This is a genomic window from Polaromonas vacuolata (assembly GCF_012584515.1).
Lineage (GTDB): Bacteria > Pseudomonadota > Gammaproteobacteria > Burkholderiales > Burkholderiaceae_C > Polaromonas > Polaromonas vacuolata.
This window is the reverse complement of the sequence record NZ_CP051461.1, coordinates 2,978,451-3,000,134: the sequence shown is the minus strand read 5'-3', so window position 1 is coordinate 3,000,134 and position 21,684 is coordinate 2,978,451. Positions and strand designations below refer to the sequence as shown.

The 21,684-nt window shown below is 52.5% G+C and carries 25 protein-coding genes; 17 read left to right on the top strand and 8 right to left on the bottom strand.

Annotation, left to right across the window (positions count from 1 at the left end; translation table 11 throughout):
- Positions 1 to 12 precede the first annotated feature (12 nt).
- Together HC248_RS13690 and HC248_RS13685 are read right to left on the bottom strand one after the other, a co-directional pair.
- Complete coding sequence (locus HC248_RS13690; RefSeq protein WP_168922955.1) at positions 13 to 798, bottom strand: enoyl-CoA hydratase; 786 nt, start codon at positions 796 to 798, stop codon at positions 13 to 15.
- 38 nt (positions 799 to 836) lie between these two features.
- Positions 837 to 2,717 carry a M61 family metallopeptidase gene (locus tag HC248_RS13685; RefSeq protein WP_168922954.1) on the bottom strand — a complete coding sequence of 627 codons (1,881 nt, stop codon included), beginning with the start codon at positions 2,715 to 2,717 and terminating at the stop codon, positions 837 to 839.
- 354 nt (positions 2,718 to 3,071) lie between these two features.
- Here HC248_RS13685 and HC248_RS13680 point away from each other — a divergent pair, with 354 nt between their 5' ends.
- Both HC248_RS13680 and HC248_RS13675 read left to right on the top strand, forming a co-directional pair.
- Positions 3,072 to 3,689, top strand: coding sequence for a ParA family protein (locus tag HC248_RS13680; RefSeq protein ID WP_168922953.1), 618 nt, complete (start codon positions 3,072 to 3,074; stop codon positions 3,687 to 3,689).
- Between the two features lie 90 nt (positions 3,690 to 3,779).
- Positions 3,780 to 4,235, top strand: coding sequence for a MaoC family dehydratase (locus HC248_RS13675; protein WP_168922952.1), 456 nt, complete (start codon positions 3,780 to 3,782; stop codon positions 4,233 to 4,235).
- Between the two features lie 6 nt (positions 4,236 to 4,241).
- Here the strand turns inward: HC248_RS13675 and HC248_RS13670 are convergent, their stop codons facing one another.
- Both HC248_RS13670 and HC248_RS13665 read right to left on the bottom strand, forming a co-directional pair.
- Entirely contained in the window at positions 4,242 to 4,721 is a 480-nt protein-coding gene (locus HC248_RS13670) for a tRNA (cytidine(34)-2'-O)-methyltransferase (protein ID WP_168923857.1), read from the bottom strand.
- A 97-nt stretch (positions 4,722 to 4,818) separates the two neighbouring features.
- Positions 4,819 to 5,652: a ComF family protein gene (locus tag HC248_RS13665; RefSeq protein WP_168922951.1), complete on the bottom strand. Its 834-nt coding sequence runs from the start codon at positions 5,650 to 5,652 to the stop codon at positions 4,819 to 4,821.
- 179 nt (positions 5,653 to 5,831) lie between these two features.
- Here HC248_RS13665 and HC248_RS13660 point away from each other — a divergent pair, with 179 nt between their 5' ends.
- The 8 genes from HC248_RS13660 to HC248_RS13630 all read left to right on the top strand — a co-directional run bounded on the left by HC248_RS13660 (position 5,832) and on the right by HC248_RS13630 (position 12,526).
- On the top strand, positions 5,832 to 6,734 hold the full coding sequence (locus tag HC248_RS13660) for a methyltransferase domain-containing protein (protein WP_168922950.1): 903 nt from the start codon (positions 5,832 to 5,834) through the stop codon (positions 6,732 to 6,734).
- 154 nt (positions 6,735 to 6,888) lie between these two features.
- Positions 6,889 to 7,353 (top strand): DUF2244 domain-containing protein, encoded by a 465-nt coding sequence (locus tag HC248_RS13655; RefSeq protein WP_168923856.1) that lies wholly within the window; start codon positions 6,889 to 6,891, stop codon positions 7,351 to 7,353.
- Between the two features lie 252 nt (positions 7,354 to 7,605).
- Entirely contained in the window at positions 7,606 to 8,796 is a 1,191-nt protein-coding gene (gene coxB, locus HC248_RS13650; protein ID WP_238342635.1) for a cytochrome c oxidase subunit II, read from the top strand.
- A gap of 151 nt (positions 8,797 to 8,947) precedes the next feature.
- Positions 8,948 to 10,588 carry a cytochrome c oxidase subunit I gene (ctaD, locus tag HC248_RS13645; protein WP_168922948.1) on the top strand — a complete coding sequence of 547 codons (1,641 nt, stop codon included), beginning with the start codon at positions 8,948 to 8,950 and terminating at the stop codon, positions 10,586 to 10,588.
- Between the two features lie 20 nt (positions 10,589 to 10,608).
- Positions 10,609 to 10,719, top strand: a complete 111-nt coding sequence (locus HC248_RS17740; RefSeq protein ID WP_238342634.1) for a cytochrome oxidase small assembly protein — start codon at positions 10,609 to 10,611, stop codon at positions 10,717 to 10,719.
- A 29-nt stretch (positions 10,720 to 10,748) separates the two neighbouring features.
- Positions 10,749 to 11,354 carry a cytochrome c oxidase assembly protein gene (locus HC248_RS13640; protein ID WP_168922947.1) on the top strand — a complete coding sequence of 202 codons (606 nt, stop codon included), beginning with the start codon at positions 10,749 to 10,751 and terminating at the stop codon, positions 11,352 to 11,354.
- Positions 11,351 to 11,569 carry a DUF2970 domain-containing protein gene (locus tag HC248_RS13635; RefSeq protein ID WP_168922946.1) on the top strand — a complete coding sequence of 73 codons (219 nt, stop codon included), beginning with the start codon at positions 11,351 to 11,353 and terminating at the stop codon, positions 11,567 to 11,569. Before HC248_RS13640 ends, HC248_RS13635 begins: the two co-directional genes overlap by 4 nt.
- A 75-nt stretch (positions 11,570 to 11,644) precedes the next feature.
- A complete protein-coding gene (locus tag HC248_RS13630) occupies positions 11,645 to 12,526 on the top strand; it encodes a cytochrome c oxidase subunit 3 (RefSeq protein WP_168922945.1) in 882 nt (293 codons plus the stop codon).
- An 85-nt stretch (positions 12,527 to 12,611) separates the two neighbouring features.
- On the opposite strand, the gene HC248_RS13625 is transcribed toward HC248_RS13630, so the two are convergent.
- Positions 12,612 to 12,833, bottom strand: a complete 222-nt coding sequence (locus tag HC248_RS13625) for a twin transmembrane helix small protein (RefSeq protein WP_168922944.1) — start codon at positions 12,831 to 12,833, stop codon at positions 12,612 to 12,614.
- Here HC248_RS13625 and HC248_RS13620 point away from each other — a divergent pair, their 5' ends adjacent.
- The 5 genes from HC248_RS13620 to HC248_RS13600 are packed head-to-tail and all read left to right on the top strand — an operon-like array spanning position 12,834 to position 17,060.
- Positions 12,834 to 13,628, top strand: coding sequence for an SURF1 family protein (locus HC248_RS13620; RefSeq protein ID WP_168922943.1), 795 nt, complete (start codon positions 12,834 to 12,836; stop codon positions 13,626 to 13,628).
- Positions 13,621 to 14,310, top strand: a complete 690-nt coding sequence (locus HC248_RS13615) for a thioredoxin domain-containing protein (RefSeq protein WP_168922942.1) — start codon at positions 13,621 to 13,623, stop codon at positions 14,308 to 14,310. The genes HC248_RS13620 and HC248_RS13615 overlap by 8 nt, the downstream gene beginning before the upstream one ends.
- A 7-nt stretch (positions 14,311 to 14,317) precedes the next feature.
- On the top strand, positions 14,318 to 15,472 hold the full coding sequence (locus HC248_RS13610) for a COX15/CtaA family protein (RefSeq protein ID WP_168922941.1): 1,155 nt from the start codon (positions 14,318 to 14,320) through the stop codon (positions 15,470 to 15,472).
- Positions 15,473 to 15,507: 35 nt separating this feature from the next.
- Positions 15,508 to 16,395: a heme o synthase gene (cyoE, locus tag HC248_RS13605; protein ID WP_168923855.1), complete on the top strand. Its 888-nt coding sequence runs from the start codon at positions 15,508 to 15,510 to the stop codon at positions 16,393 to 16,395.
- A 14-nt stretch (positions 16,396 to 16,409) separates the two neighbouring features.
- Positions 16,410 to 17,060 (top strand): SCO family protein, encoded by a 651-nt coding sequence (locus HC248_RS13600; protein ID WP_168922940.1) that lies wholly within the window; start codon positions 16,410 to 16,412, stop codon positions 17,058 to 17,060.
- 76 nt (positions 17,061 to 17,136) lie between these two features.
- Here the strand turns inward: HC248_RS13600 and rpoH are convergent, their stop codons facing one another.
- The 3 genes from rpoH to radC all read right to left on the bottom strand — a co-directional run bounded on the left by rpoH (position 17,137) and on the right by radC (position 20,059).
- Positions 17,137 to 18,108, bottom strand: a complete 972-nt coding sequence (gene rpoH / locus HC248_RS13595) for an RNA polymerase sigma factor RpoH (RefSeq protein ID WP_168922939.1) — start codon at positions 18,106 to 18,108, stop codon at positions 17,137 to 17,139.
- 544 nt (positions 18,109 to 18,652) lie between these two features.
- Positions 18,653 to 19,318: a Smr/MutS family protein gene (locus HC248_RS13590; RefSeq protein WP_168922938.1), complete on the bottom strand. Its 666-nt coding sequence runs from the start codon at positions 19,316 to 19,318 to the stop codon at positions 18,653 to 18,655.
- 66 nt (positions 19,319 to 19,384) lie between these two features.
- On the bottom strand, positions 19,385 to 20,059 hold the full coding sequence (gene radC / locus HC248_RS13585; protein WP_168923854.1) for a RadC family protein: 675 nt from the start codon (positions 20,057 to 20,059) through the stop codon (positions 19,385 to 19,387).
- Positions 20,060 to 20,188: 129 nt separating this feature from the next.
- On the opposite strand from radC, the gene HC248_RS13580 reads away from it, so the two are divergent.
- Positions 20,189 to 20,677 carry an FKBP-type peptidyl-prolyl cis-trans isomerase gene (locus HC248_RS13580; RefSeq protein WP_168922937.1) on the top strand — a complete coding sequence of 163 codons (489 nt, stop codon included), beginning with the start codon at positions 20,189 to 20,191 and terminating at the stop codon, positions 20,675 to 20,677.
- Positions 20,674 to 21,684 (top strand): 4-hydroxy-3-methylbut-2-enyl diphosphate reductase, encoded by a 1,011-nt coding sequence (ispH, locus tag HC248_RS13575; protein ID WP_168922936.1) that lies wholly within the window; start codon positions 20,674 to 20,676, stop codon positions 21,682 to 21,684. The genes HC248_RS13580 and ispH overlap by 4 nt, the downstream gene beginning before the upstream one ends.

The following is a 21,684-nucleotide window of genomic DNA, read 5'->3' as shown; positions in this document are numbered from 1 at the left end:
CCGCGGCTGTTTTTAGCGATGAACGAAGACTGGTTTGCGTTTATTTAGAAAAGCGTCCATTCCTTCTTTCTGATCGGCGGTTGCAAACAGCGACTGGAACAGTCTGCGCTCGAACATCACGCCGTCGCTCAAGCCGCTTTCAAAAGCCCGGTTTACCGATTCCTTGGCCGCCATCACGCTGGTTTGGCCGTGGCCGCAAATCATCAGTGCTGCGCCCAAAGCCTCGTCCATCAGCTTGTCTAGCGGCACGACGCGGCTGACTAAGCCAGACCTTTCGGCTTCGACGGCGTCCATCATGCGGCCGGTCAGGGCCATGTCCATGGCTTTGGCTTTGCCGACAGCGCGCGGCAGGCGCTGCGTGCCGCCAGCGCCGGGGATGATGCCTAGTTTGATTTCGGGCTGGCCGAATTTGGCGTTGTCGGCTGCGATGATGAAGTCGCACATCATCGCCAACTCGCAACCGCCGCCCAGCGCAAAGCCGCTAACCGCAGCGATCACGGGTTTACGAATACTGCGGATTTGTTCCCAGTTGCGGGTGATGAAGTCTTGGTTATAGGCGTCGGCAAAGCTGTAGCCGGCCATGGCGCCAATGTCAGCGCCGGCGGCAAAGGCTTTTTCGCTACCGGTCAAAATCATGCAGCCTATGCTGGCGTCTGCATCAAAGGCTTTGAGTGCACTGCCCAACTCGTCCATTAACTGGTCGTTAAGTGCGTTGAGCTGCTTGACGCGGTTTAGTGTGATGATGCCGACCCGGCGTGAATCCGGGCCTTCGGTGCGCGTCAAAATGGTTTCGTACATGGCTGGCAGTCCTTTTGTTTATAGGGCGGGTTTTAATTTCAGATCAAGGCTTGCGACTGCTGGCTAAGCCAGCTGTTGACGGCGGCGACGTCATGCACGGCAAGGCGGTAGGTGCTCATGGCTGGCGGCATGTCGAGTGTTAACTGCAATAAACGTTTGTCGCGTGCGACCAGAGCCGTGACTTGCTTGGCTTGGCCTGCGTAAGCGGTCAAATCGTCAAGCCGGCTCATGCGCCAGCCGGCGTCTGGGCTACTACGTCTGGCTGCGGCGCTGGCTACTGCTCGGACACCTAGCCATTCGTCGCCGGAGGCAAATCCAGCTTGTTCGGCCACGCCGTCGCGCAGCACGGTTTTGATTTGCAGGCTCTGGCCTTCGCTCACGCGTAGGCCAAGTCTATGGGCTAATTGCGAAGCGTCTTCATGAACCGCAACCCCATGCTGTTCTAGCAAGGCTTTGATGGGTAAGTTGTCCGTACTGTGCACCCAACTAGCGAGTTCGGCTGCATAAGAGCGCTGACCTAGCTCTTCTAGCACGCATGCCAGATCGGATTCTTGCATTGGCCCGCCTTTGCAGCGCAGCCACAAGGCGCGCATAACATGGTCTAGCGTGACGCTGTTTTGACTTTGCGTGCGCAGCGTCAGGTCAAGGCAAAGTGCGACCAGCGAGCCCTTGGTGTAATAACTCACGGTGGCGTTGGCGGTATTTTCATCTTGGCGGTAATACTTGACCCAAGCATCAAAACTCGCTTCGGCTACGGATTGCAGCTTGCGCCCCGGTGTCTGCATGACTTGGTTAATGGTTTTATTGAGCAGCTTGAGGTAGTCGACGTTCTCCAGCAGACCGGCGCGGCGCAGCAGTAAATCGTCGTAATAGCTGGTAAAACCCTCAAAAAACCATAGTAACTCGGTGTAGTTTTCGTTGGCATAGTCATAGCTGGCGAACTCTGTTGGGCGTAAGCGCTTGACGTTCCAGGTATGAAAGTATTCGTGGCTAATCAGTCCTTTGAGCGTGATGTAGCCCTCGGACGGTTTTGCTCCTTTGACTGGGTTCAGCACGGGTAAATCTTGCCGCTTACAGATTAAAGCGGTTGAATTCCGATGCTCTAGGCCGCCGTAGCCGTCGTCCACCGCATTGAGCATGAACAGATAGTTTTTAAACGGTGGCTTTTTGCTGCCGTGCCAAAAACGGATTTCGGTCTCGCAAATAATCTGCGCGTCGGCAAGCAACTTGTCACCGTCAAAATTGGGCAGCGCGCCGGCCACCACAAAGCGGTGCGCTACGCCGCAAGCTTTGAAGCTGCCGCTCCAAAACGTGCCCATTTCTACCGGGCAGTCGGCAAGCTCGTCGAAATTTGCCGCGCTATAGCTGCCAAAACCTCGGGCATTGGTTTTGAGCGCTGTTAGGCCTGTGGCGACTGACCAGTTAGATAACACGCGGGTTGCGGCTGGACTTTCGCCTTTGTCGCTGATTTCTAAAATGTGACTAGATTGCTCTTGTCCAGCTACCCGCAGGCATAGTGAGGTGGCATTGAAAAAGCCCCGCGACGAATCCAGCCAAGCAGTGCGCACCGAGTTATCGCGCGCATAAACCTGATAGCTAATCACCAAGGGCTTGTTGGGTTCGCAGGCAATTTGCCAGCTGCATTTGTCGAGTTGCTCGGCGTTTAGTGACTGACTGCCTTGCCGCGCACTGAGGCTTTGCAGGTTTTTGGAAAATTCTCGAATTAAGTAACTACCCGGTATCCACACCGCCAGCGCCACCTGCTGCAGCGCTGCCGGCTGTGCAATTGTTAGGGTAATGTGAAATAAATGGGCGTTTAAATTAGCCATCTCCAGCTTGTAGTGCAGCGCTGGGCCGGCTTTTGCTTTGACTTTTAGCGCTGTCTTAGGCGTGGTTTTTTTGGGTGCGATGTCTTGCATAGGTTTGATGTCTGCAGCATCGAAAAAAAGATGCTTCAGTGCCTAGAGAATACTTCACCCTGCGCTAAGACAGCACTGACTAATCTCTTGTGGCTTGCTGACTGTGTTTTGGTTTTTAGTTCGCTGCTAATTTGCTCTTTTTTATGCGGCATTGTTTGTGGCTTTGTGGCGGTTTATTTCCTTCTGTCATGGTTAAGAAAAAAACCGTTTTCAAGCATTTTGAAAGCGCAAAGTTACCAGAGTGTTAGGTTTTTTCTCGGCCGTAAATCGACTGCGGGCATTTGGCTTCTGGTTACCATATGTCACAAACATTGTTTTTCAACAAATGCAAAGCCAAAAAATCAGGAGTCGTACATGCCCGTGATTGTGATTGCCAATCCCAAAGGCGGCGTCGGTAAATCGACACTGGCCACCAACGTCGCTGGTTACTTTGCCAGTCAAGGTCATGCGGTGCTATTGGGCGATGCGGACCGGCAGCAGTCGTCTCGGCTTTGGTTGGGTTTGCGCCCGCCGCAAGCCAGGCCGATTGGCAGTTGGGGGCTGGATGCTGATTTAATCATTAAGCCCCCGCGCGACGCCTCGCATGTAGTGCTCGACACGCCAGGCGGCCTGCATGGCTGGCGCTTTAAAGACGTCATCAAAATGGCAGATAAGCTCATAGTGCCCTTGCAGCCTAGCGTGTTTGACATTTTTGCCGCTCGTGATTTTCTAGACCAACTCGCTCAAGACCACCAACTGAGCAAGCTGCAAATCGGCATAGTCGGCATGCGCGTTGACGAGCGCACTATTTCTGCTGACAAGCTGCGCGAATTTGTTGACGGGCTGGGACTGCCAGTACTGGGGTTTTTGCGCAGCACGCAGAACTATATACATTTGTCCGCTCGTGGACTTAGCCTTTTCGATATCGCTCCCGGCCGAGTTGAAAAAGATTTGCAGCAGTGGCAGGGTATTTGTAATTGGATAAACACTTGACTCACTTGTCACTTGTCACTTGTCACTTGTCACTTGTCACTTGTCACTGGGCTGACAGCCAATTGGGTTGGGTGAGGCTAAAGTGACTGAATGAAAACTTTCCAAAACATAGACGAGTTGATCGCTTGCGTTGGCCAAACCGTGGCCGTGAGCGAGTGGATCAGCATTACCCAACAGCAGATTGATCTGTTTGCGCAAGCCACGGGTGACCATCAATGGATTCATGTGGATCCGGAAAAAGCCGCTGCCGGACCCTTTGGTACAACCATTGCGCACGGCTTTTTCACACTTTCTTTGTTGCCAAAATTTTTCGATTCATCGTTTGAAATTCTGGGTTCACGAATGGGTGTGAACTATGGCCTGAATAAGGTGCGTTTTACTGCGCCGGTGCCGGTCGATAGCCGCCTGCGCGGACATTTAAAACTACTGGCAGCAGAGCCGGTAGACAACTCTGGTGTGCAAATGACTTGGGAAGTAACAGTTGAGCGCGAGGGTCAGCCCAAACCGGTTTGCGTGGCCGAGTCGTTGGTGCGGCGCTATCCTTAAGCGACTTTAAAGCGCTAGATCTGCGCCTTCAAAACCTTGCTGACGCCAAGCCTCAAACACTGAAGTGGCCACGCTGTTAGACAGATTCAGGCTGCGCTGGCCGGCCAGCATAGGTAGCTTGAGACGTTGATCGAGTGGAAACGAATCGCGCACAGCCGCTGCCAAGCCGCGGGTTTCTGAGCCAAACACCAGCCAGTCGCCGGGGAGGAAAGTGGCCGAATATAAGCTGCGTGAGCCCTTGGTCGTCATGGCGAATAAGCGTGCGGGATCCGGCTTTTCAAGATCAATAAACGCCTGCCAATTGGCGTGGCGCAGCACTGGTGCGTACTCGTGGTAATCCAATCCGGCGCGGCGCATCAGCTTGTCTTCCATAGAAAAGCCTAGCGGCTCAATCAGATGCAGGCGGCAGCCGGTATTGGCAGCTAGTCGTATGACGTTGCCGGTGTTGGGTGGGATTTCGGGTTCGACCAAGACAATATTAAACATCGCTTGATTGTCGCTGCGCCTAGCTTGGCATAAACGCTTTTGGCGTTCAGGTCGCTGCTTTTGCTGGCCGTGCTGGCTGTGCTGGTGTAAGTCGGCGTCAAGGCGTGCGCGCGAACGCCACGGCAATGACTTCGGCCGCACCGCCAGCTTTAAGGGCTTGCGCGGCGCTAAACATGGATGCGCCACTCGTCATCACGTCATCGACTAGCAGCACGCGCTTGCCGCTCAGCTCTGACGTGAGCAGTGGATCGACATGAAAAGCACCCTTGAGATTGAGTAATCTAGCCTTTCGATCTAGTGATGTTTGCGGCAAGGTGTGACGTACTCGCAGCAGCAAATTGGCGCGGCTTTTCGCGTGACTTCTCGATTGCGTTGACAGCGCACGCGCCAACTCCCACGTTTGATTAAAACCACGCTCTTGCAGGCGCTGCGCTGATAGCGGTATGGGGATTATGAAATCGTCAGCGCTAAGTCTTGCCAAAGCTTGTGGCACGTCTGGCGAGCGCAGCAACAGGCCGGCAAAAAACGTTGCCCAGCCTGGCATGGCACCAAATTTGTAGCGGGTCATTAATGTTGACCAAGGATAGGCGTAGTCGACTGCCACCAAGCACATATCGGTGGACGGGGGCTGGCGTAGACAGTTCGCGCACAGTCGGCTTGCGCTGAAAGAGTCAAGCGCATTAACCGCATCAATCGCATCAATTTTTGAGGAATGCGTGGATGGCTTAGCCGTCACCACGTCGGGCGTTGCTAAGCCAAGGGGAAGGGCGATGGCGCAAGTTTTGCATCGCGAAGTACTCCGCGTAAAGCGGCTCGTGCAGTCAGTGCAGACTTGGCTTGTCGGCCAACTGCGGCAGACGGCGCACTGGCTGACTAAGGTAGGCAGCTCAGGCAAAAAGGGACTCAGCAGTGACAGCAGTGGTTTAAACACGCAAAACAATATACTGGGAAACAGCACAGAGGAAGTCAAACTTTACTAAACGCTAGTCCGCCCGCACCGGCCGACCGCTTGCCTTTGTCATCTGTACGGTTTGTTTTTATCCGCAGTTTTTCCAGCGGCAAAACTTGTGCTCTCCAGTATCTATCTTTCTTCTTTTCTAAATCGCACCCATGCCAATTACTGATAGTCCGCCCACCTTGGACCCGCTGGCCGCCCAGCACTGGCTGCTGGTCGCCCCAGCGGCTTCGCCGTGGCTGCATGAAGAGGTCGCCAGTCGCATGCTCGACAGACTGCAATGGGTCAAACTGCAACCCCAAACTTGGGCTCATTGGGGTGCGCTGCGTGGCGGCTTGAAAGCGCATGCTTTGCTGCTGGAGAAATATCCCAAAGCTTTGACCTTTGTGGCCGAGACTAATCCCCGCTTTGTCTCCATTGCCATGACGAAAACACGGCTTCCTTGGTGGAATCTCAAACGCTGGCAGCAAAAAATCAAGCATGGCCTGCCGCCGCCGGCTAGCGTCGATATGTTGTGGGCCAATATGGCGCTGCATGAGGCGGCCGATCCCCAAGCGTTACTTGCACAGTGGCATCAAGCATTGGCGACCAACGGATTTTTGATGTTTTCTTGTCTTGGTCCAGACAGCGTTATCGAGCTGCGCGAGCTTTATGCTGCCCTTGGCTGGCCGCCGGCCGGCCATGATTTGACGGATATGCACGACTGGGGCGACATGCTGGTGCAAACTGGTTTTGCCGAACCGGTGATGGATATGGAGCGCATCACCCTGACTTTTGAAACACCAGCCCGTCTGTTGGCGGAACTCGTTGAGTTAGGCCGCAACTTTCATCCGGCGCGTTTTGCTGGACTACGAACGCGCCGCTGGAAGTTAAGGCTGGAACAGGCCATAAATGAGAGAGTGCCGCGCGATGCCCAAGGGCGTTTATGTCTGAGCTTTGAGATCATTTATGGCCACGCACTCAAGCCCCTGCCGCGGGTCAAACTCAGTGCGCTCAGTTCGGTATCTATGCAGGATATGCGCAGCATGCTCAAGGGTAGCAGCGCTGCTTTGAAGTAAGCCTTCTCCAGCAAAAACTCAACGCTATACTGTTTTTATATTTGGGCATTTTCCCGCGCCTATGGCGAGTCGCGCTAGGCAATACCTTTATGGGTGACATGGCATGTTGCACTTCAACACCGCACTTTTTGGCTCCGACTATCGACTCGCCAGCATGCCTTCATCAGGCGTCTTGGGCTCAGGCGGCGTTCAATGGCTGTTAAAGCGCAATTGCTCCGTATCGCCTAAGCAATTGGGCTTGTTTTATTTGTCGCTTTGTTTTTTGTCACTCGGCATTGCCGGGGCCTTTTGGCTGGTGGGCGCTTGGATAGTGATGCCTTTTGCCTGTTTAGAGTTGCTGGCCGTTGGCCTAGCTTTTTTGATTTATGCACGCCATGCCAGCGACGTTGAAAAAATAATATTGCAAGACGGGCAGTTGGTGGTGGAGCTAGAAACAGCCGGCCGTCTGCAACGCTCTGAGTTCAATCGGGCCTGGGTCAGGGTGGAGCCAAAAAATGGTGACGGATCTTTGATAGTGCTGTCTGGTCAGGGGCGATCAGTGTGGGTTGGCCGGCATTTGCGACCGGAATTGCGGCCGACTCTGGCAAGGGAAATACGCCGGGCTCTGCGCGAACATTAAACCTAAATGCCGCTAGCTTTTTAGCTGACCTGCACTGTCTTTAGCTGGTAGTTTGGCTTTTGTGTCACTTGAAAGTCTCTGAAACAGGTGCCCAGCGCTTTTTAGTCTTTGCACTAACTTTATAATAGGTATCACAAATCAATAAGGTGGACAATTTGTCCTGGTTAACAAACAGTTTTCCGGGCTAATTGGCGAACTAATCTGCTAGCAAGGTAGGCATTAAAAGTGATCACGATGAACGTAAGCAAAACTATGAGCAAAATGACGCGTACCGGCTTGGCGCAAACCAGTGCAATTGTTGGATCAGTATTGGCTTGGGCCAGCGCTACGGTTAGCACCGCCGCTTATGCTGTTAATGACCTGCCAGGTGGACCCGGCGTTAATCAACTCAATTTGCATGCCCCGGCGAGCCAGATTGCGGCTGAGCAAATGTGGTTGCATTGGTTCATGATGGCTATTTCGGTAGCCATCTTTCTTGGCGTCTTTGGCGTGATGTTTTATTCCATCTGGGCGCACCGCAAATCAAAAGGCTTTAAAGCCTCCAATTTCCATGAGTCGACAGCTGTCGAAATCGCATGGACCATAGTTCCTTTTGTCATCGTCATCGCCATGGCACTGCCAGCAACCAAAGTGGTGGTGGCCATGAAGGACACGACCAATGCTGACATCACCGTCAAGGCCACTGGCATGCAGTGGAAATGGGGTTACGACTACATCACTGGCGAAGGCGAAGGTTTAGGCTTTCTTTCCACCCTCGACGTCAGTCACCGCCAAATGTCTAACCAAGGTGGTCCCTCCGTTCCGGTAGACAATTACCTGCTTAAAGTTGACAACCCATTGGTTGTTCCTGTGAACAAAAAAGTGCGTGTGATCACCACTGCCAATGATGTGATTCACGCTTTTGCCGTGCCTTCACTGGGCATCCACCAAGACGCGATTCCTGGCTTTGTGCGGGACACCTGGTTTAAAGCCGATAAAGTCGGCGACTTCTACGGCCAATGCGCCAAAATTTGCGGCAAAGAACACTCTTACATGCCTATCCATGTCAAGGTTCTTTCTGCCGAGGACTACACCGCATGGGTTGCCATGAAGACCAAACAAGCCGCAGCTTTGGCTGACGATCCGGCAAAAGTCTGGACCTTGGTTGACCTCAAGGCGCGCGGTGAAAAAGTTTATGCCTCTAACTGCGTGGCTTGCCATCAAGCCAATGGCAAAGGCGCTGGCGCTATCAAGGCTCTCGACGGTTCCGCTGTGGTTCTCAGTGATGATCACAACCTGCAAATTATGAAGTTGCTCAACGGTGCAGCCAACGGTGCCATGCCATCGTGGAAAGCCCTGAGCGATACCGAGATTGCAGCTGTTATTACTTACTCCAAAAACAACTGGTCTAACCAGACCGGTCAGTTGGTGCAACCTTCTGAAATTTTGGCGGCACGCAAATAAACCAGTCATCTTTTGGCAGCGAGTTGTCAGGGCAATTTGCCTTGACAACTGACAAGCCAAGAAAAGTTTTTCATTTCTTTAAAAGCGCAAGACCATCCCGTCCCGCTAAAAATAACAAGCCACCGGCCTAAGCCACCAAAAGGAAGCAAAGATGAGTGCACTCACAGACCATCACGACAATGCGCATGATGAGCATGATCATCACGAACACGCGCCAGCTGGCTGGCGTCGTTGGGTGTATGCGACCAATCACAAAGACATAGGTACGCTGTATCTGTTGTTCAGCTTCACCATGCTGATGTTTGGTGGCGTATTGGCATTGTTGCTTCGCTTGGAGTTGTTTCAGCCGGGCTTGCAGTTTGTAAACCCAGAGCTGTTTAACCAGCTCACCACCATGCACGGCTTGATCATGGTGTTCGGCGCCATCATGCCGGCCTTTGTGGGTTTTGCTAACTGGATGATTCCGCTACAAATCGGCGCGCCTGACATGGCTTTTGCCCGGATGAATAACTTCAGCTTCTGGCTGATGATTCCGGCATCTATCATGCTGGCCAGCACCTTTTTCCTGCCTGGCGGTGCGCCTTCTGGCGGCTGGACCATCTATGCGCCACTCTCCCTGCAGATGGGCCCCGGAATGGACGTCGGTATTTTCGCGCTGCACATACTTGGCGCATCGTCAATCATGGGCTCGATCAACATCATCGTGACTATTCTCAACATGCGCGCTCCTGGCATGACGTTGATGAAGATGCCTATGTTCTGCTGGACTTGGTTAATCACTGCTTACCTGCTGATAGCTGTGATGCCAGTGCTCGCCGGTGCCATCACCATGACGCTGACCGATCGCCACTTCGGCACCAGTTTCTTTAACCCAGCCGGCGGCGGTGACCCAGTGATGTTTCAGCACATTTTCTGGTTCTTCGGTCACCCTGAGGTCTACATCATGATCTTGCCGGCTTTCGGCATCATCAGTCAGATCATCCCGGCTTTCTCACGTAAGCGCCTGTTCGGTTACGCCTCTATGGTTTACGCCACCGGCTCCATCGCTATTCTTAGCTTTGTGGTTTGGGCGCACCACATGTTTACTACCGGCATGCCGGTCACAGGCCAGTTGTTCTTCATGTACTCGACCATGCTGATTGCCGTGCCTACCGGCGTGAAGGTGTTCAACTGGATTGCTACCATGTGGAGAGGCTCAATGAGCTTTGAGACACCCATGCTTTTTGCGGTTGGTTTTATCTTTGTGTTTACCATTGGTGGTCTGTCGGGCGTGATCTTGTCGGTCGCTCCGATTGATATTCAGCTGCAAGACACTTACTACGTGGTGGCACACTTTCACTACGTGTTAGTGGCCGGATCGCTCTACGCCATGTTTGCTGGTTTTTACTATTGGTCACCCAAGTGGACTGGCGTGATGTACAACGAGACGCGCGGCAAAATTCACTTCTGGTGGTCATTGATTGCCTTTAACGTGACCTTCTTCCCCATGCATTTCTTGGGTCTGGCCGGTATGCCGCGTCGCTACGCTGACTACCCAATGCAGTTTGCTGACTTCAATGCCATCGCTTCAGTGGGCGCTTTCTTCTTCGGTTTTGCTCAGGTTTACTTTTTTGTCTTTATCGTGATTCCTACGATGCGCGGCAAGGGTGTTCCGGCTAAACAAAATCCATGGGTTGACGAAGGCGGCGTTGGCGCTGTTGGTCTGGAGTGGGAAGTCGCTTCACCAGCGCCATTCCACACCTTTGCAACGCCACCAAAGCTTGATGCCAGCGCAACTCGCGTGATCGGCTGATTGACTCAACAAGCATCCACATGACACCTGATCAAAAGAAAAAAAACCGTCGTCTGGCTCTGATACTGGTGTCGGTGGCGCTGGTATTTTTTCTAGGCTATTTATCGAAAAATGTGCTCTTGGGCTTTTAAGCTTTAGATGTACCCAGTACGGAACTGAAATGGCGAAAGCAAGACTAGAAAATCTCAAGATGCTGGGCAAACTCACCGTCATCGTGATCGGCATGTCTGGTTTCGGTTACGCCTTAGTGCCCATTTACAGAGCTATTTGCGATATCACAGGCATCAACGTACTCGCATTGGGTGATAAGTTGATTCCGGGTGCAACTTCTTCCGTAGCAGCTAATACGCAGGTCGATTTGAGTCGGTCGATTACGGTGGTGTTCGATGCCAATGCGCGTGGCCCTTGGATTTTCAAGCCAGCGCAAAGCTCGCTCAAAGTTCATCCGGGTGAATTAGCCACCGTAATGTACGAGTTTCAAAACGTGCAAAACCGCACCATGTCTGCACAAGCTATTCCAAGTTTTGCGCCTGCGCAGGCAAGCTCTTTTTTTAATAAGGTCGAGTGTTTTTGCTTTAACCAGTACACGCTCGCACCTGGAGAGAAAAAGCAATGGCCGGTGGCGTTTGTGATTGATCCAAAGCTGTCTAAGGATGTGGCGACCATTACGCTGTCGTACACTTTTTTTGAGGTTGGCGGCCGCACGCCAGCTGCGCCGGTAGCGTTAGTTGATGTGGCACCTGAAGCCGCTGGGGTGGGCGGATGAGTCAGCCTCCTGAAGTGCCGCTGCATAAGCGCAAGGGTTCATTTTTACGCACTGCCAAGGCGGTGCTCTGGTCATTTGTCGGTTTGCGTTCGCGTGGGGACTACGAAAAAGATGTGGAGGAACTCAATCCGTTACACATCGTTATCGTGGGCTTAATTGCTGCAGGTGTTTTTGTGGGTAGCTTGATTCTTCTGGCTACTTGGGTCGTGGGCTAGCCGGCTAGTGCTTGGCAAGCCCCATAAATATTTGAATTTTGGTATCTTGGTATTTAGCGAAAACAGGAGTTGAAAATGTCTTCAGTAGCCCAGTCGGGAACCCCGTATTATTTTGTGCCCGAGCCGTCCCGCCATCCTGTGATGGCCTCTATAGGCTTATTTTTCGTCATCCTCGGCGCCAGTCAATGGATTAACGGCGCGGCATGGGGCGCTTATGCCTTGGCCTTTGGTATGGTTTGGTGGCTGGTCACTTTATACCAGTGGTTTAGTGAATCGGTACGTGAAAGCGAAGGCGGTCTCTACGGCTACAAGATTGACTTGTCTTATCGCTGGGCCATGAGCTGGTTTATCTTTTCTGAAGTGATGTTTTTTGGTGCTTTTTTTACTGCCCTCTGGTGGGCCCGTTCGCACTCTGTGCCGGGACTTGGAAACATCGAAAACGCACTGCTTTGGCCCGACTTTAAAGCTGTTTGGCCAAGCGTGGCAGCTGGTGTGACGGCTTCACCGGCCAACATCATTGAGCCTTTTCAGACTGTAGGCCCTTTCTGGCTGCCAACTATCAACACCGCCTTGCTTTTAAGCTCCGGCGTGACTATGACTATTGCTCACCATGCGCTGCGTGAGAACCATCGTGCCCGCACCATCGCTTTCATGTGGGCTACCGTGACCCTGGGTGTTGTGTTTTTGTTTGTTCAGGGCTACGAGTATTTTCATGCTTACTCCGAACTCAATTTGAAGATGACCTCTGGCATTTACGGTTCGACCTTTTACATGCTTACCGGCTTTCACGGCTTTCATGTGTTCGTCGGCATGCTGATGCTGCTGTTCATTACCTTGCGTCTGCAAAAAGGCCACTTCACACCAGAAAAGCATTTCGGCTTTGAAGGTGCTGCTTGGTACTGGCACTTTGTTGACGTAGTTTGGCTTGGCCTTTACATCTTGGTTTACTGGCTTTAAGTAGACGCGTTAAATTGTTCACACCGCTTATGCGGTGATGAATAAAAAAGGCCGCTTGCGCGGCCTTTTTTTTTAAACAAAATTTTTATCTGCCGACGGGAATTCCGGTGGGCTGTATGTATCCAAGTTTCCAGGAGATCAATATGCAGACAAATAGCAGGACGGATAGTCCTATTCGGACCGTTAGTGCGCGCGCCATATTGTTAGTTTTGGCTTTTCCCTTAGTGCCGTCTTTCATCATGAAAAAAAGCGCCGAGACCAAACTGCCTAAGATGGCTAAAAATGCGAATGCAACAAGGTATTTCATGTGAATGATTATCTACCTCCCACGACCAATCGATTCAAGAACCCACGCTTTTGGTTGTTAACAGCCGCCGCTGTGCTGGTCTTTGGCACAACTTTCTCTTTAGGCCAATGGCAACTCAGGCGTGCGGCTCAGAAAGTAGCGTTACAAACTGCCGTCCAAACCCAAGAACAGCTTCCTACTTTGGAGAACGTTGGGCTACCGTCTGGTAAGGATATGTCAGGTGTTTTGCACCGCAAAGTCACGCTAGAGGGCACTTGGGTACAAGGCCAGACCTTGTTTTTGGACAATCGTCCCATGAGCGAGAAAGTTGGTTTCTGGGTCGTCACGCCGCTGCGCCTTGTCGGCCGCGATGAGGTATTACTGGTTCAGCGCGGCTGGGTACCACGTGATTTTACTAATCGCATCCGCTTGCCTGAGATCGCCTCTCCGACGGGTTTGGTGAGCGTGACTGGCCGTATTGCCCCCCCGCCGTCCAAGCTATACGAGTTCAAGGGCGTCGAAACCGGTCCTATCCGGCAAAATGTTGATATGTCTGCATTACGCCTTGAGAGTGGCCTGCCGCTACTCGATGTGGCGCTACTGCAGACCCAAGGCAAAGCTGGCGACGGCTTGCTACGCGAATGGGCAGCCCCCAACCTCGGTGTGGAAAGGCACTACGGTTACGCTTTTCAATGGTTTAGTCTCGCCGCTTTGGTGTTGGGTCTTTATCTTTGGTTTCAACTCATTAATCCCTTGCGTTTGAATCGACTTCAGCGCCGTTTAAAACTTCAACGCAACGATCCAACGAATGTCTGAACAGTCAAAGCCCACCGTTTCTTCAGCCCAAGAACCCTTGAATCTGAGTGTGCATGCCATGCCAGTTCCCGATCAGGCCAGCGCTCGCAATCGTAACGGTCGCTGGAAAATGTTGGCTGTTCTTTTCATGTGCGCAGCTCCGGTACTGGCGTCTTACTTTACTTACTATGTAATTCGCCCTGAAGGTAGACATAACTTCGGCGCTTTGATTAATCCGCAACGTCCGATTCCGGCACTAGCTACGACCACGCTGGATGGTAAAGCGGGTGAATTTCTAGCGCTAAAGGGCCAGTGGCTATTAATCAGCGTGGGCGGTGCAGCCTGCGACGAAGCCTGTCAGCAGCGCCTATATTTGCAGCGCCAAATGCGTGAGTTGCTGGGCCGTGAGAAAGACCGGGTTGAGCGAGTTTGGCTGATCACCGACGACGCATCAGTAGACCCGCGTTTAAAGGTCGGCCTAGAGACCTCGCCAGCGCTGCGTGTATCAGCTGCCAGCTTGGGAAAATGGCTGCAGCCAGAAGCTGGCCATCAGTTAGACGAGCACCTTTACCTAGTTGACCCCATGGGCAACTGGATGATGCGCTTTCCCGCCAACATGGATGTCGCCGGTGCCTCGAAAGCCAAGCGCGACCTCACGCGTTTACTCACCGCGTCTTCAAGCTGGGATAAGGTAGGACGCTGATATAGCCATGACAAACATAGAACTCTACGACCTGAGCCCGGCACTGCGCGTGATGATCACGGGCTTTTTAGTCGCTTTAATTCCCTTGAGCTGGGTTTGGCTAAGCCGACGCGGCGCCAGCATGGCTCAGCGCTTACGCATGCTCACGCTGCTAACCTTGTTTTTGACCTTTGATCTGGTGCTGTTTGGTGCTTTTACACGCCTTAGCGATTCCGGTTTAGGTTGCCCAGACTGGCCTGGTTGCTATGGTCATGGCAGCCCATTGGGTGCACAAGTGCATATTGATGCGGCTCAAGAGGCTATGCCTAGCGGCCCAGTAACCCATGGCAAAGCCTGGATAGAGATGATTCACCGCTACCTAGCGACTGGCGTAGGTGTGTTGATTTTGACTTTAACGTCGATTAGTTGGCTGCAGCGCCGCCAGATCAAAATCTCACCTTGGTGGCCAACCATCACGCTGTTTTGGGTTTGTCTGCAAGGCGCTTTTGGTGCGCTTACCGTGACCATGAAGCTGTTTCCCGCCATCGTCACCATGCATTTGCTGGGCGGTTTAGTTTTACTGGCACTGCTTAAGATGCAGGCCGTTTTTTACTCTCAAGCGCAGGGTGAGAGCTCTGCTGCGGTGATCAGCTCTGGCTTGCGCAAGCTGTTGTTTGCTACCGTCGCGTTATTGTGGATTCAACTCGCATTAGGTGGCTGGGTTAGCACCAACTATGCGGTGATGGCTTGCACCGATTTTCCTAGCTGTCAGGGCTCGCTTTGGCCGGCGATGGACTTTAAACAGGGTTTTACTATCTGGCGCGAACTTGGTATCGGCTCTAACGGCGAGTACTTGAGTTTTCAGGCGTTATTAACGGCCATCCACTATGTGCACCGTCTCACCGCCTATCTCCTTTTTGCTGTTTTACTCTTGCTAGCCGTTAAGTTGCTGCGTTTTGCAGCCTTGCGCAACCAGGCTTACTGGTTGGGTGGATTGGCGTTGTTGCAAGCCGGTAGTGGCCTAGGTAATGTGGTGTTAGGTTGGCCTATGCTGGGTGCGGTTTTGCATACCGGTGGCGCCGCAGCGCTAGTGGTCGTGACTACCGGCCTTGTTTTTTGTAGCCGAAGCGGTATTGACGCGGTGAGTGCGTCAAAATCAAGGGCTTCTAGACTGACTTCATGACTCCCCAAGACTCCACCGTTCCTCATTCGCCAGTAATGCCTGCACTACCCACACCGTCAAAATTCCAGCAGTTTTACTCGCTGACTAAACCGCGGGTGGTGCAACTCATTGTGTTTTGCGCCTTGATCGGCATGGTGTTGGCCGTGCCGGGCGTGCCAACTTGGCCAGAGCTGCGCTTGGGCCTGATTGCCTGTGCTGGTATTTGGCTGGTGGCTGGCGCTGCAGCTGCTTTTAATTGTTTGGTGGAGGCTGGAATTGACGCGCGTATGAAGCGCACTTCTTGGCGCGCTACGGCCCAAGGTCAAATTAGCAATCAAATGGCCTTGGGATTCTCGGCCGCTCTTTGCGTGTTGGGCTCTTCTATTCTTTACTTCTTAGTCAATCCCTTGACTATGTGGCTGACTTTTGCGACTTTTGTCGGTTATGCGGTGGTCTACACCGTAATCCTCAAGCCGCTAACGCCGCAAAACATTGTCATTGGCGGTGCTTCTGGCGCAATGCCGCCAGTACTCGGTTGGGCTGCTATGACGGGGGATGTGAGTCCTCAGGCCTTGATACTATTTTTGATTATCTTTTTGTGGACACCGCCGCATTTCTGGGCGCTGGCGCTCTACCGCGTTGAAGATTACCGAAAGTCTGGACTACCCATGTTGCCGGTGACTCACGGTAATGAGTTCACGCGCTTACAAATACTTCTCTACACCTTCGTCTTGTTTGCCGCCTGCATGATGCCCTTTATCTTTCAGATGAGCGGCTGGCTTTATTTAGCAGTCGCTGTGGTGCTCAGTATTGGCTTTACCGGCTATGCCTGGGCCTTGTGGCGCAATTACTCAGATGCGTTAGCGCGTAAAACTTTTCGCTTTTCCTTGATTCATTTGTCGCTTTTGTTTGCGGCGTTGCTACTTGATCACTACCTTATCTAGGACATACCGTACTCATGCGTTTTTTTACCTCACAACTAGAATTAGCCCCAGTCTCAGAGCGTCGCAGTGTGATTAAATCTATCGCAACTTATACGTTGTTGGCGGGAAGCGGTTTGAGTTTGATGGCTTGCTCTAAGGAAGAAAAGCTGAAGTTCTCCAGCATTGATCTGACGGGTGCGGACTACGCCAAGAACTTTTCTTTACCGGATCAAAACGGTCAAGTGCGTTCTATGCCTGATTTTGCGGGCAAGATAGTGGTTGTCTTTTTTGGCTTTGTTCAGTGCCCGGACGTCTGTCCAACGACTATGTTCGATCTGGCAAGTATTAAAAAAGGATTGGGTGCCGACAGCGACAAGTTACAGGTAATTTTTATTACCGTTGACCCAGAGCGCGATACCGAAGAGCTTCTCAAAGCTTATATGGCTAACTTCGACCCTAGTTTTTTGGCCCTCAGACCCAGCATGACCGAATTGCCTGCCTTGGCAGCCGACTTTAAGGTGTTTTATAAAAAGGTCGCTGGGAAAACGCCAGGCAGTTACAGCATGGACCATACCGCTGGCAGCTATGTCTACGACACCAAGGGTAAGTTGCGCCTGTTTGGACGCTATGGCACGGGTCCTGAAGGCCTAGCCTCTGATATTCGACTGCTACTTAAATCGGCGTGAACGACTAAAAAATTAAGTTAAAAAAGCCTGCAAATTTTGTGAAATGCAGGCTTTTTGTGTCGATGAAGTGCTGAATTTAAACGTAAGACTCTTGCAGCACTTTTTTCATTTTCTTCATGGCGGCCACTTCAATCTGACGGATTCTTTCTGCGCTGACACCATAGATTGCGGCCAGATCGTGCAGTGTCATACCGCCGCTTCCGTCATCGTTGACATTGAGCCAGCGCCCTTCGACGATGCGACGTGAACGTGCATCTAAGTCGTCGAGTGCTGCGGTGATTCCATCGCTTGCTAAGTTGTCACGCTGGCGCGACTCCATTAACGCGGTGGGCTCTTGCGTGGCGTCGGCTAGGTAGGCAATCGGGCCAAAGGCGTCTTCACCATCATCACCTGGTGACGGGTCGAGTAATACGTCGGCGCCTGACATGCGTTGCTCCATCTCAATGACTTCTTCACGCTTGACATTGAGCGTCTTGGCCATGGCAGAAATTTGACCTTCAGTCAGTGAGTCTCTGTGAGTCGCAACGTCAGCGTCATCCTTGAAACCTTGCTTCATCGAGCGCAAGTTAAAGAACAATTTACGCTGTGCTTTAGTGGTTGCAACCTTGACCATGCGCCAGTTTTTGAGAATGTACTCATGCATTTCGGCACGAATCCAATGCAAGGCATAGCTCACCAAGCGCACGCCTTGGTCCGGATCAAAACGTTTTACCGCCTTCATTAAGCCAATATTTCCCTCTTGAATCAGGTCGCCGTGCGGCAGGCCATAGCCAAGATATTTACGTGAAGTCGATACCACCAAGCGTAGGTGTGAAAGCACCAGTTTTTCGGCCGATGCGAGATCGTTGTTTTCTTTTAAATTACGGGCGAACTGTTGTTCTTCTTCAAGCGTCAGCATAGGCAGACGGTTGACTGCTGTTATGTAAGCGTCCAGATTGCCCAGTGGCGGCAGCATGATCCATGGATTGAGACCGGTGGCCGAATGGTTGGCGACGGGAACTGCAAGCAGGTTGTTGACACTTTTCTGGGGGGCAAGAGCATAAGACATGGCAAAACTCCTTTATTTCAAGTTCAAATATTAGCACTCTGACAACGAGAGTGCTAAGCATCTGTGTTAATCACTGACATAGTCAATGACTAATCAGTAAAAACCCTATTTTTATGAGTCGTCATTGAAAAATTGGTTCATTTGTTTAGTGTGTGAACACTTGCAATTTTTTTGATGTTGGGTCTTTATTGTGCCTGCAGCACTAAAATTTCTGTGTGGACAAGACCTTCACACCAGAATGCTGGAGCCCGCAAAGCTGAATTGCGCGAGACACCAGTTTCAGCGCTAGCCGTACCGACCAGACTCAAAATTAGGCGTTTAACGTTAGCCCAACAGCCTCTGCAAATCGTCCTCGCAGTGCTAGCTATACCTATTTAACCCGGCTTAGGCGTGACCCTAGATACGCAGGAAATTGAAAAAGCGCATTAGCGCTACAAACAACACGGTCTGGATTCGCGCTATCCCGCTAGTTCAACACCGCACTTGATGGCTGGTTGGTAATTTAACCCAAAACGGGCAGCGTTTGACTGGGATTGAGTTTGACTCAGCCCTGATCAAGTAATACCACCAAAGCGCCCGCGCCGCCTTGTGATGGCCGGGCTTGTACAAAGGCCAGTACTTCTTGTTTTTGTATCAGCCAGCTTTGGACCTTGCCTTTAAGTACCGGTGTTTTGCCGGGTGATCCCAAGCCTTTGCCGTGGACGACCCGCACACAGCGCCAGCCGGTTTTTTTGGCATCTTTTACAAAATGACTCAGGGCATCCCGCGCATCGTCTCGGCGCAGGCCGTGCAGGTCTAGCTGGCCTTGAATGCTCCAGCCACCGCGGCGTAGTTTTCGCACGACTTCTGGGCCTAAGCCGGGGCGGCGAAAACTCAGCGCTTCGTCGGTGTCTAGCAGGGTTTCCACATCGAACTCATCGGAGATGGCTTCGCGCATCACAGCCATCTCGTCGAGCAAATGCTGCACAGCAATCGGCGGTGGATAGATCGGAAGATGGTGGGCGCGCTGGCCTGGCAGATGGCGCTTAGGCAACTGCTTGATCGGGCCTATTGCAAGCGTGAAAAGCTCTTTTTCCGCTTTGACTTTGGCGGCCGCCGCAAGTTTTGCGGCTTCTAGCTGCTGGGCTAGCAGCGCGCGTGCAGCCAGCAGTAGCTTGACCGATTTAAGGTCTTTAAATTCTTTAAGCTTGCTATGCGGCGACGGGTTCATGGTCTTTGAGTATCCCGGATAGCGCAGGCTTGTGTTTTGCCAACCCGCATTGCCCTCTATCGGCCATCACAACATGCCTAGCCCAGCCCTGGATAAAGTTTGATTGGCTGTGACCACATAGTGATCCAACACCCGTACGTCGACTAAATTAAGCGCCGCTTGCAATGCTCGGGTCAGAGTTTGATCGGCCAATGAAGGCTCGGCACAGCCGCTGGGATGGTTGTGCGCCAACACCACGGCTGAGGCATTGAGCGCCAGCGCTCTGACCACCACCTCGCGCGGGTAGACGCTGGCTTGAGTCAAACTGCCACGAAACAATTCTTCCCAAGTAATCAGGCGTTGCCGGCTGTCGAGAAACAGCACGGCAAAAACCTCGTAAGTTCGGCTGCCTATCTGCATGCGCAGGTAGTCACTCAACTCTTTTTCACTGGAGAAAAGTATTTTCTCGCGCAGTTCTTCGGCCAGCGCACGTTTGGCCAGTTCAATCACTGCGCCCAATTCTGCGCGTTTGGCTGGCCCTAAACCTTTGATGCCACAAAGTGCCTGAGAGCCGGCGTGTAGCAGACCTGACAAGCCGCCAAATTGCTCCAACAGCTCTTGCCCTATTTGCAGCGCGTTTCGCCCCGGCATGCCGCTGCGAATCAGCAGTGCCAACAGTTCCGCATTGCTGAGTGCGCCAGCGCCTTGGAGCAGCATTTTTTCGCGCGGGCGAGTGTTGGCGGGCAAATCCTTGATCAACATAGGTGGCTGCTTTGGTAAAGGCAAACCTTGGGTTCCCCCGGGTAAGGCCATGTTTCTACAATAGCGGGAGTGTACAAACAGTTAGCAGCCCAGACTAGCCTAGTCCGGCCGACCTATACGGAAAGTTTTATGACCGCAGCAATCACCACATCCTTGCCCACCATAGAGGCCAGTTCATTTTTGACTTTGCACTACCGCATGTCCGGCCTTGGCGCCGATGGCGTGCCCGGTTTGGACATCATCAATACCTTTGGCGGCAAGCCCGCTACTTTGAGCTTGGGCAATGGCCAACTTTCACCGGCTATTGAGCAACGCCTTATCGGTCTGGTCGAAGGCGTACGCACCAGCTTTGAGCTGCCCGCTGGCGAAGCTTTTGGGCCGCGCAACCCAGAGTTGTTGCAATGGGTTGCGCGCAAGCTGCTCAACGAGTTGGGCGATCCGCAAGAAAAATACCAGCCCGGTGATGTGGTTCAGTTCCCCACGCCCGACGGTATGGGCCAGTACGCTGGCGCGGTGCAGCAGGTCAACGCCAACGGCGAGGCGGTACAGTTCGACTTCAACCATCCCTTAGCCGGCCAGCCGGTAGTGTTTGAACTTCATGTGATTGGAATCCTATGACACTAACGACTTTGCTTAAAAAAGGTCCAGAAGAAATCTTGCTGGCCGAGCCGCGCGGCTTTTGCGCTGGCGTGGATCGGGCGATTGAAATCGTCGAGCGTGCACTGACCAAATTTGGCGCGCCAATTTATGTGCGCCATGAAATTGTTCACAACACCTATGTGGTCAACGACTTAAAGCAAAAGGGCGCTATTTTTATTGAGGATCTTGATGCCGTGCCGCCCGGTGCGACCCTAGTCTTCAGCGCCCACGGTGTGAGCAAGGCTATAGAGCTTGACGCTCAGCGCCGAGGCTTTCAGATTTTTGACGCCACTTGCCCGCTGGTGACCAAAGTCCATGTAGAAGTGGCGAAGCTACACAAAGAAGGCTTTGAGTTCATCATGATTGGTCACAAAGGCCACCCTGAGGTAGAGGGCACCATGGGCCAGTTAGACAGTGGCATTCACTTGGTAGAAGACGTCGCTGACGTCGCGCTTATCAGCCCTTTGCAAACTGAGCGTCTGGCTTTGGTCACACAAACTACGCTGAGCGTGGACGATGCAGCCGAGATCAGCGCCGCCGTCCGTGCGCGCTTTCCCAGTGTGCGTGCACCCAAGTTGCAAGACATTTGTTACGCCACACAAAACCGTCAAGACGCGGTTAAGGTGCTCAGCCCTCAGGTTGATATTTTGATTGTGGTGGGCAGTCCGACCAGCTCTAACAGCAACCGCTTGCGCGAGCTCGCCGCCAAGCTGGGTACGCTCGCTTTTATGGTGGATAACGCCAGTGAACTGCAGGAAAGCTGGTTTGAAGGAAGAAGCCGAGTTGGCTTAACTGCGGGTGCCTCGGCGCCGGATATTTTGGTTAAACAAGTGATTGACCGAATTAAGGCGCTGGGCGCTGTCTCCATACGCAAAATGGATGGGATTGAAGAGACGATTAAGTTTCCCCTGCCCAAAGGTTTGCGCTTAGATGCTCAAGGTCAACCTATGGAAATTAATTCCAGCAAGTTGCACCAACAGAGTTAA

What these genes read in the sequence shown, in the direction of transcription:
- HC248_RS13690 (WP_168922955.1), bottom strand. Translation starts at nt 798, where the DNA reads ATGTACGAAACCATTTTGACGCGCACCGAAGGCCCGGATTCACGCCGG.
- HC248_RS13685 (WP_168922954.1), bottom strand. Translation starts at nt 2,717, where the DNA reads ATGCAAGACATCGCACCCAAAAAAACCACGCCTAAGACAGCGCTAAAA.
- HC248_RS13680 (WP_168922953.1), top strand. Translation starts at nt 3,072, where the DNA reads ATGCCCGTGATTGTGATTGCCAATCCCAAAGGCGGCGTCGGTAAATCG.
- HC248_RS13675 (WP_168922952.1), top strand. Translation starts at nt 3,780, where the DNA reads ATGAAAACTTTCCAAAACATAGACGAGTTGATCGCTTGCGTTGGCCAA.
- HC248_RS13670 (WP_168923857.1), bottom strand. Translation starts at nt 4,721, where the DNA reads ATGTTTAATATTGTCTTGGTCGAACCCGAAATCCCACCCAACACCGGC.
- HC248_RS13660 (WP_168922950.1), top strand. Translation starts at nt 5,832, where the DNA reads ATGCCAATTACTGATAGTCCGCCCACCTTGGACCCGCTGGCCGCCCAG.
- HC248_RS13655 (WP_168923856.1), top strand. Translation starts at nt 6,889, where the DNA reads ATGCCTTCATCAGGCGTCTTGGGCTCAGGCGGCGTTCAATGGCTGTTA.
- coxB (WP_238342635.1), top strand. Translation starts at nt 7,606, where the DNA reads ATGAGCAAAATGACGCGTACCGGCTTGGCGCAAACCAGTGCAATTGTT.
- ctaD (WP_168922948.1), top strand. Translation starts at nt 8,948, where the DNA reads ATGAGTGCACTCACAGACCATCACGACAATGCGCATGATGAGCATGAT.
- HC248_RS17740 (WP_238342634.1), top strand. Translation starts at nt 10,609, where the DNA reads ATGACACCTGATCAAAAGAAAAAAAACCGTCGTCTGGCTCTGATACTG.
- HC248_RS13640 (WP_168922947.1), top strand. Translation starts at nt 10,749, where the DNA reads ATGGCGAAAGCAAGACTAGAAAATCTCAAGATGCTGGGCAAACTCACC.
- HC248_RS13635 (WP_168922946.1), top strand. Translation starts at nt 11,351, where the DNA reads ATGAGTCAGCCTCCTGAAGTGCCGCTGCATAAGCGCAAGGGTTCATTT.
- HC248_RS13630 (WP_168922945.1), top strand. Translation starts at nt 11,645, where the DNA reads ATGTCTTCAGTAGCCCAGTCGGGAACCCCGTATTATTTTGTGCCCGAG.
- HC248_RS13625 (WP_168922944.1), bottom strand. Translation starts at nt 12,833, where the DNA reads ATGAAATACCTTGTTGCATTCGCATTTTTAGCCATCTTAGGCAGTTTG.
- HC248_RS13615 (WP_168922942.1), top strand. Translation starts at nt 13,621, where the DNA reads ATGTCTGAACAGTCAAAGCCCACCGTTTCTTCAGCCCAAGAACCCTTG.
- HC248_RS13610 (WP_168922941.1), top strand. Translation starts at nt 14,318, where the DNA reads ATGACAAACATAGAACTCTACGACCTGAGCCCGGCACTGCGCGTGATG.
- cyoE (WP_168923855.1), top strand. Translation starts at nt 15,508, where the DNA reads ATGCCTGCACTACCCACACCGTCAAAATTCCAGCAGTTTTACTCGCTG.
- HC248_RS13600 (WP_168922940.1), top strand. Translation starts at nt 16,410, where the DNA reads ATGCGTTTTTTTACCTCACAACTAGAATTAGCCCCAGTCTCAGAGCGT.
- rpoH (WP_168922939.1), bottom strand. Translation starts at nt 18,108, where the DNA reads ATGTCTTATGCTCTTGCCCCCCAGAAAAGTGTCAACAACCTGCTTGCA.
- HC248_RS13590 (WP_168922938.1), bottom strand. Translation starts at nt 19,318, where the DNA reads ATGAACCCGTCGCCGCATAGCAAGCTTAAAGAATTTAAAGACCTTAAA.
- radC (WP_168923854.1), bottom strand. Translation starts at nt 20,059, where the DNA reads ATGTTGATCAAGGATTTGCCCGCCAACACTCGCCCGCGCGAAAAAATG.
- HC248_RS13580 (WP_168922937.1), top strand. Translation starts at nt 20,189, where the DNA reads ATGACCGCAGCAATCACCACATCCTTGCCCACCATAGAGGCCAGTTCA.
- ispH (WP_168922936.1), top strand. Translation starts at nt 20,674, where the DNA reads ATGACACTAACGACTTTGCTTAAAAAAGGTCCAGAAGAAATCTTGCTG.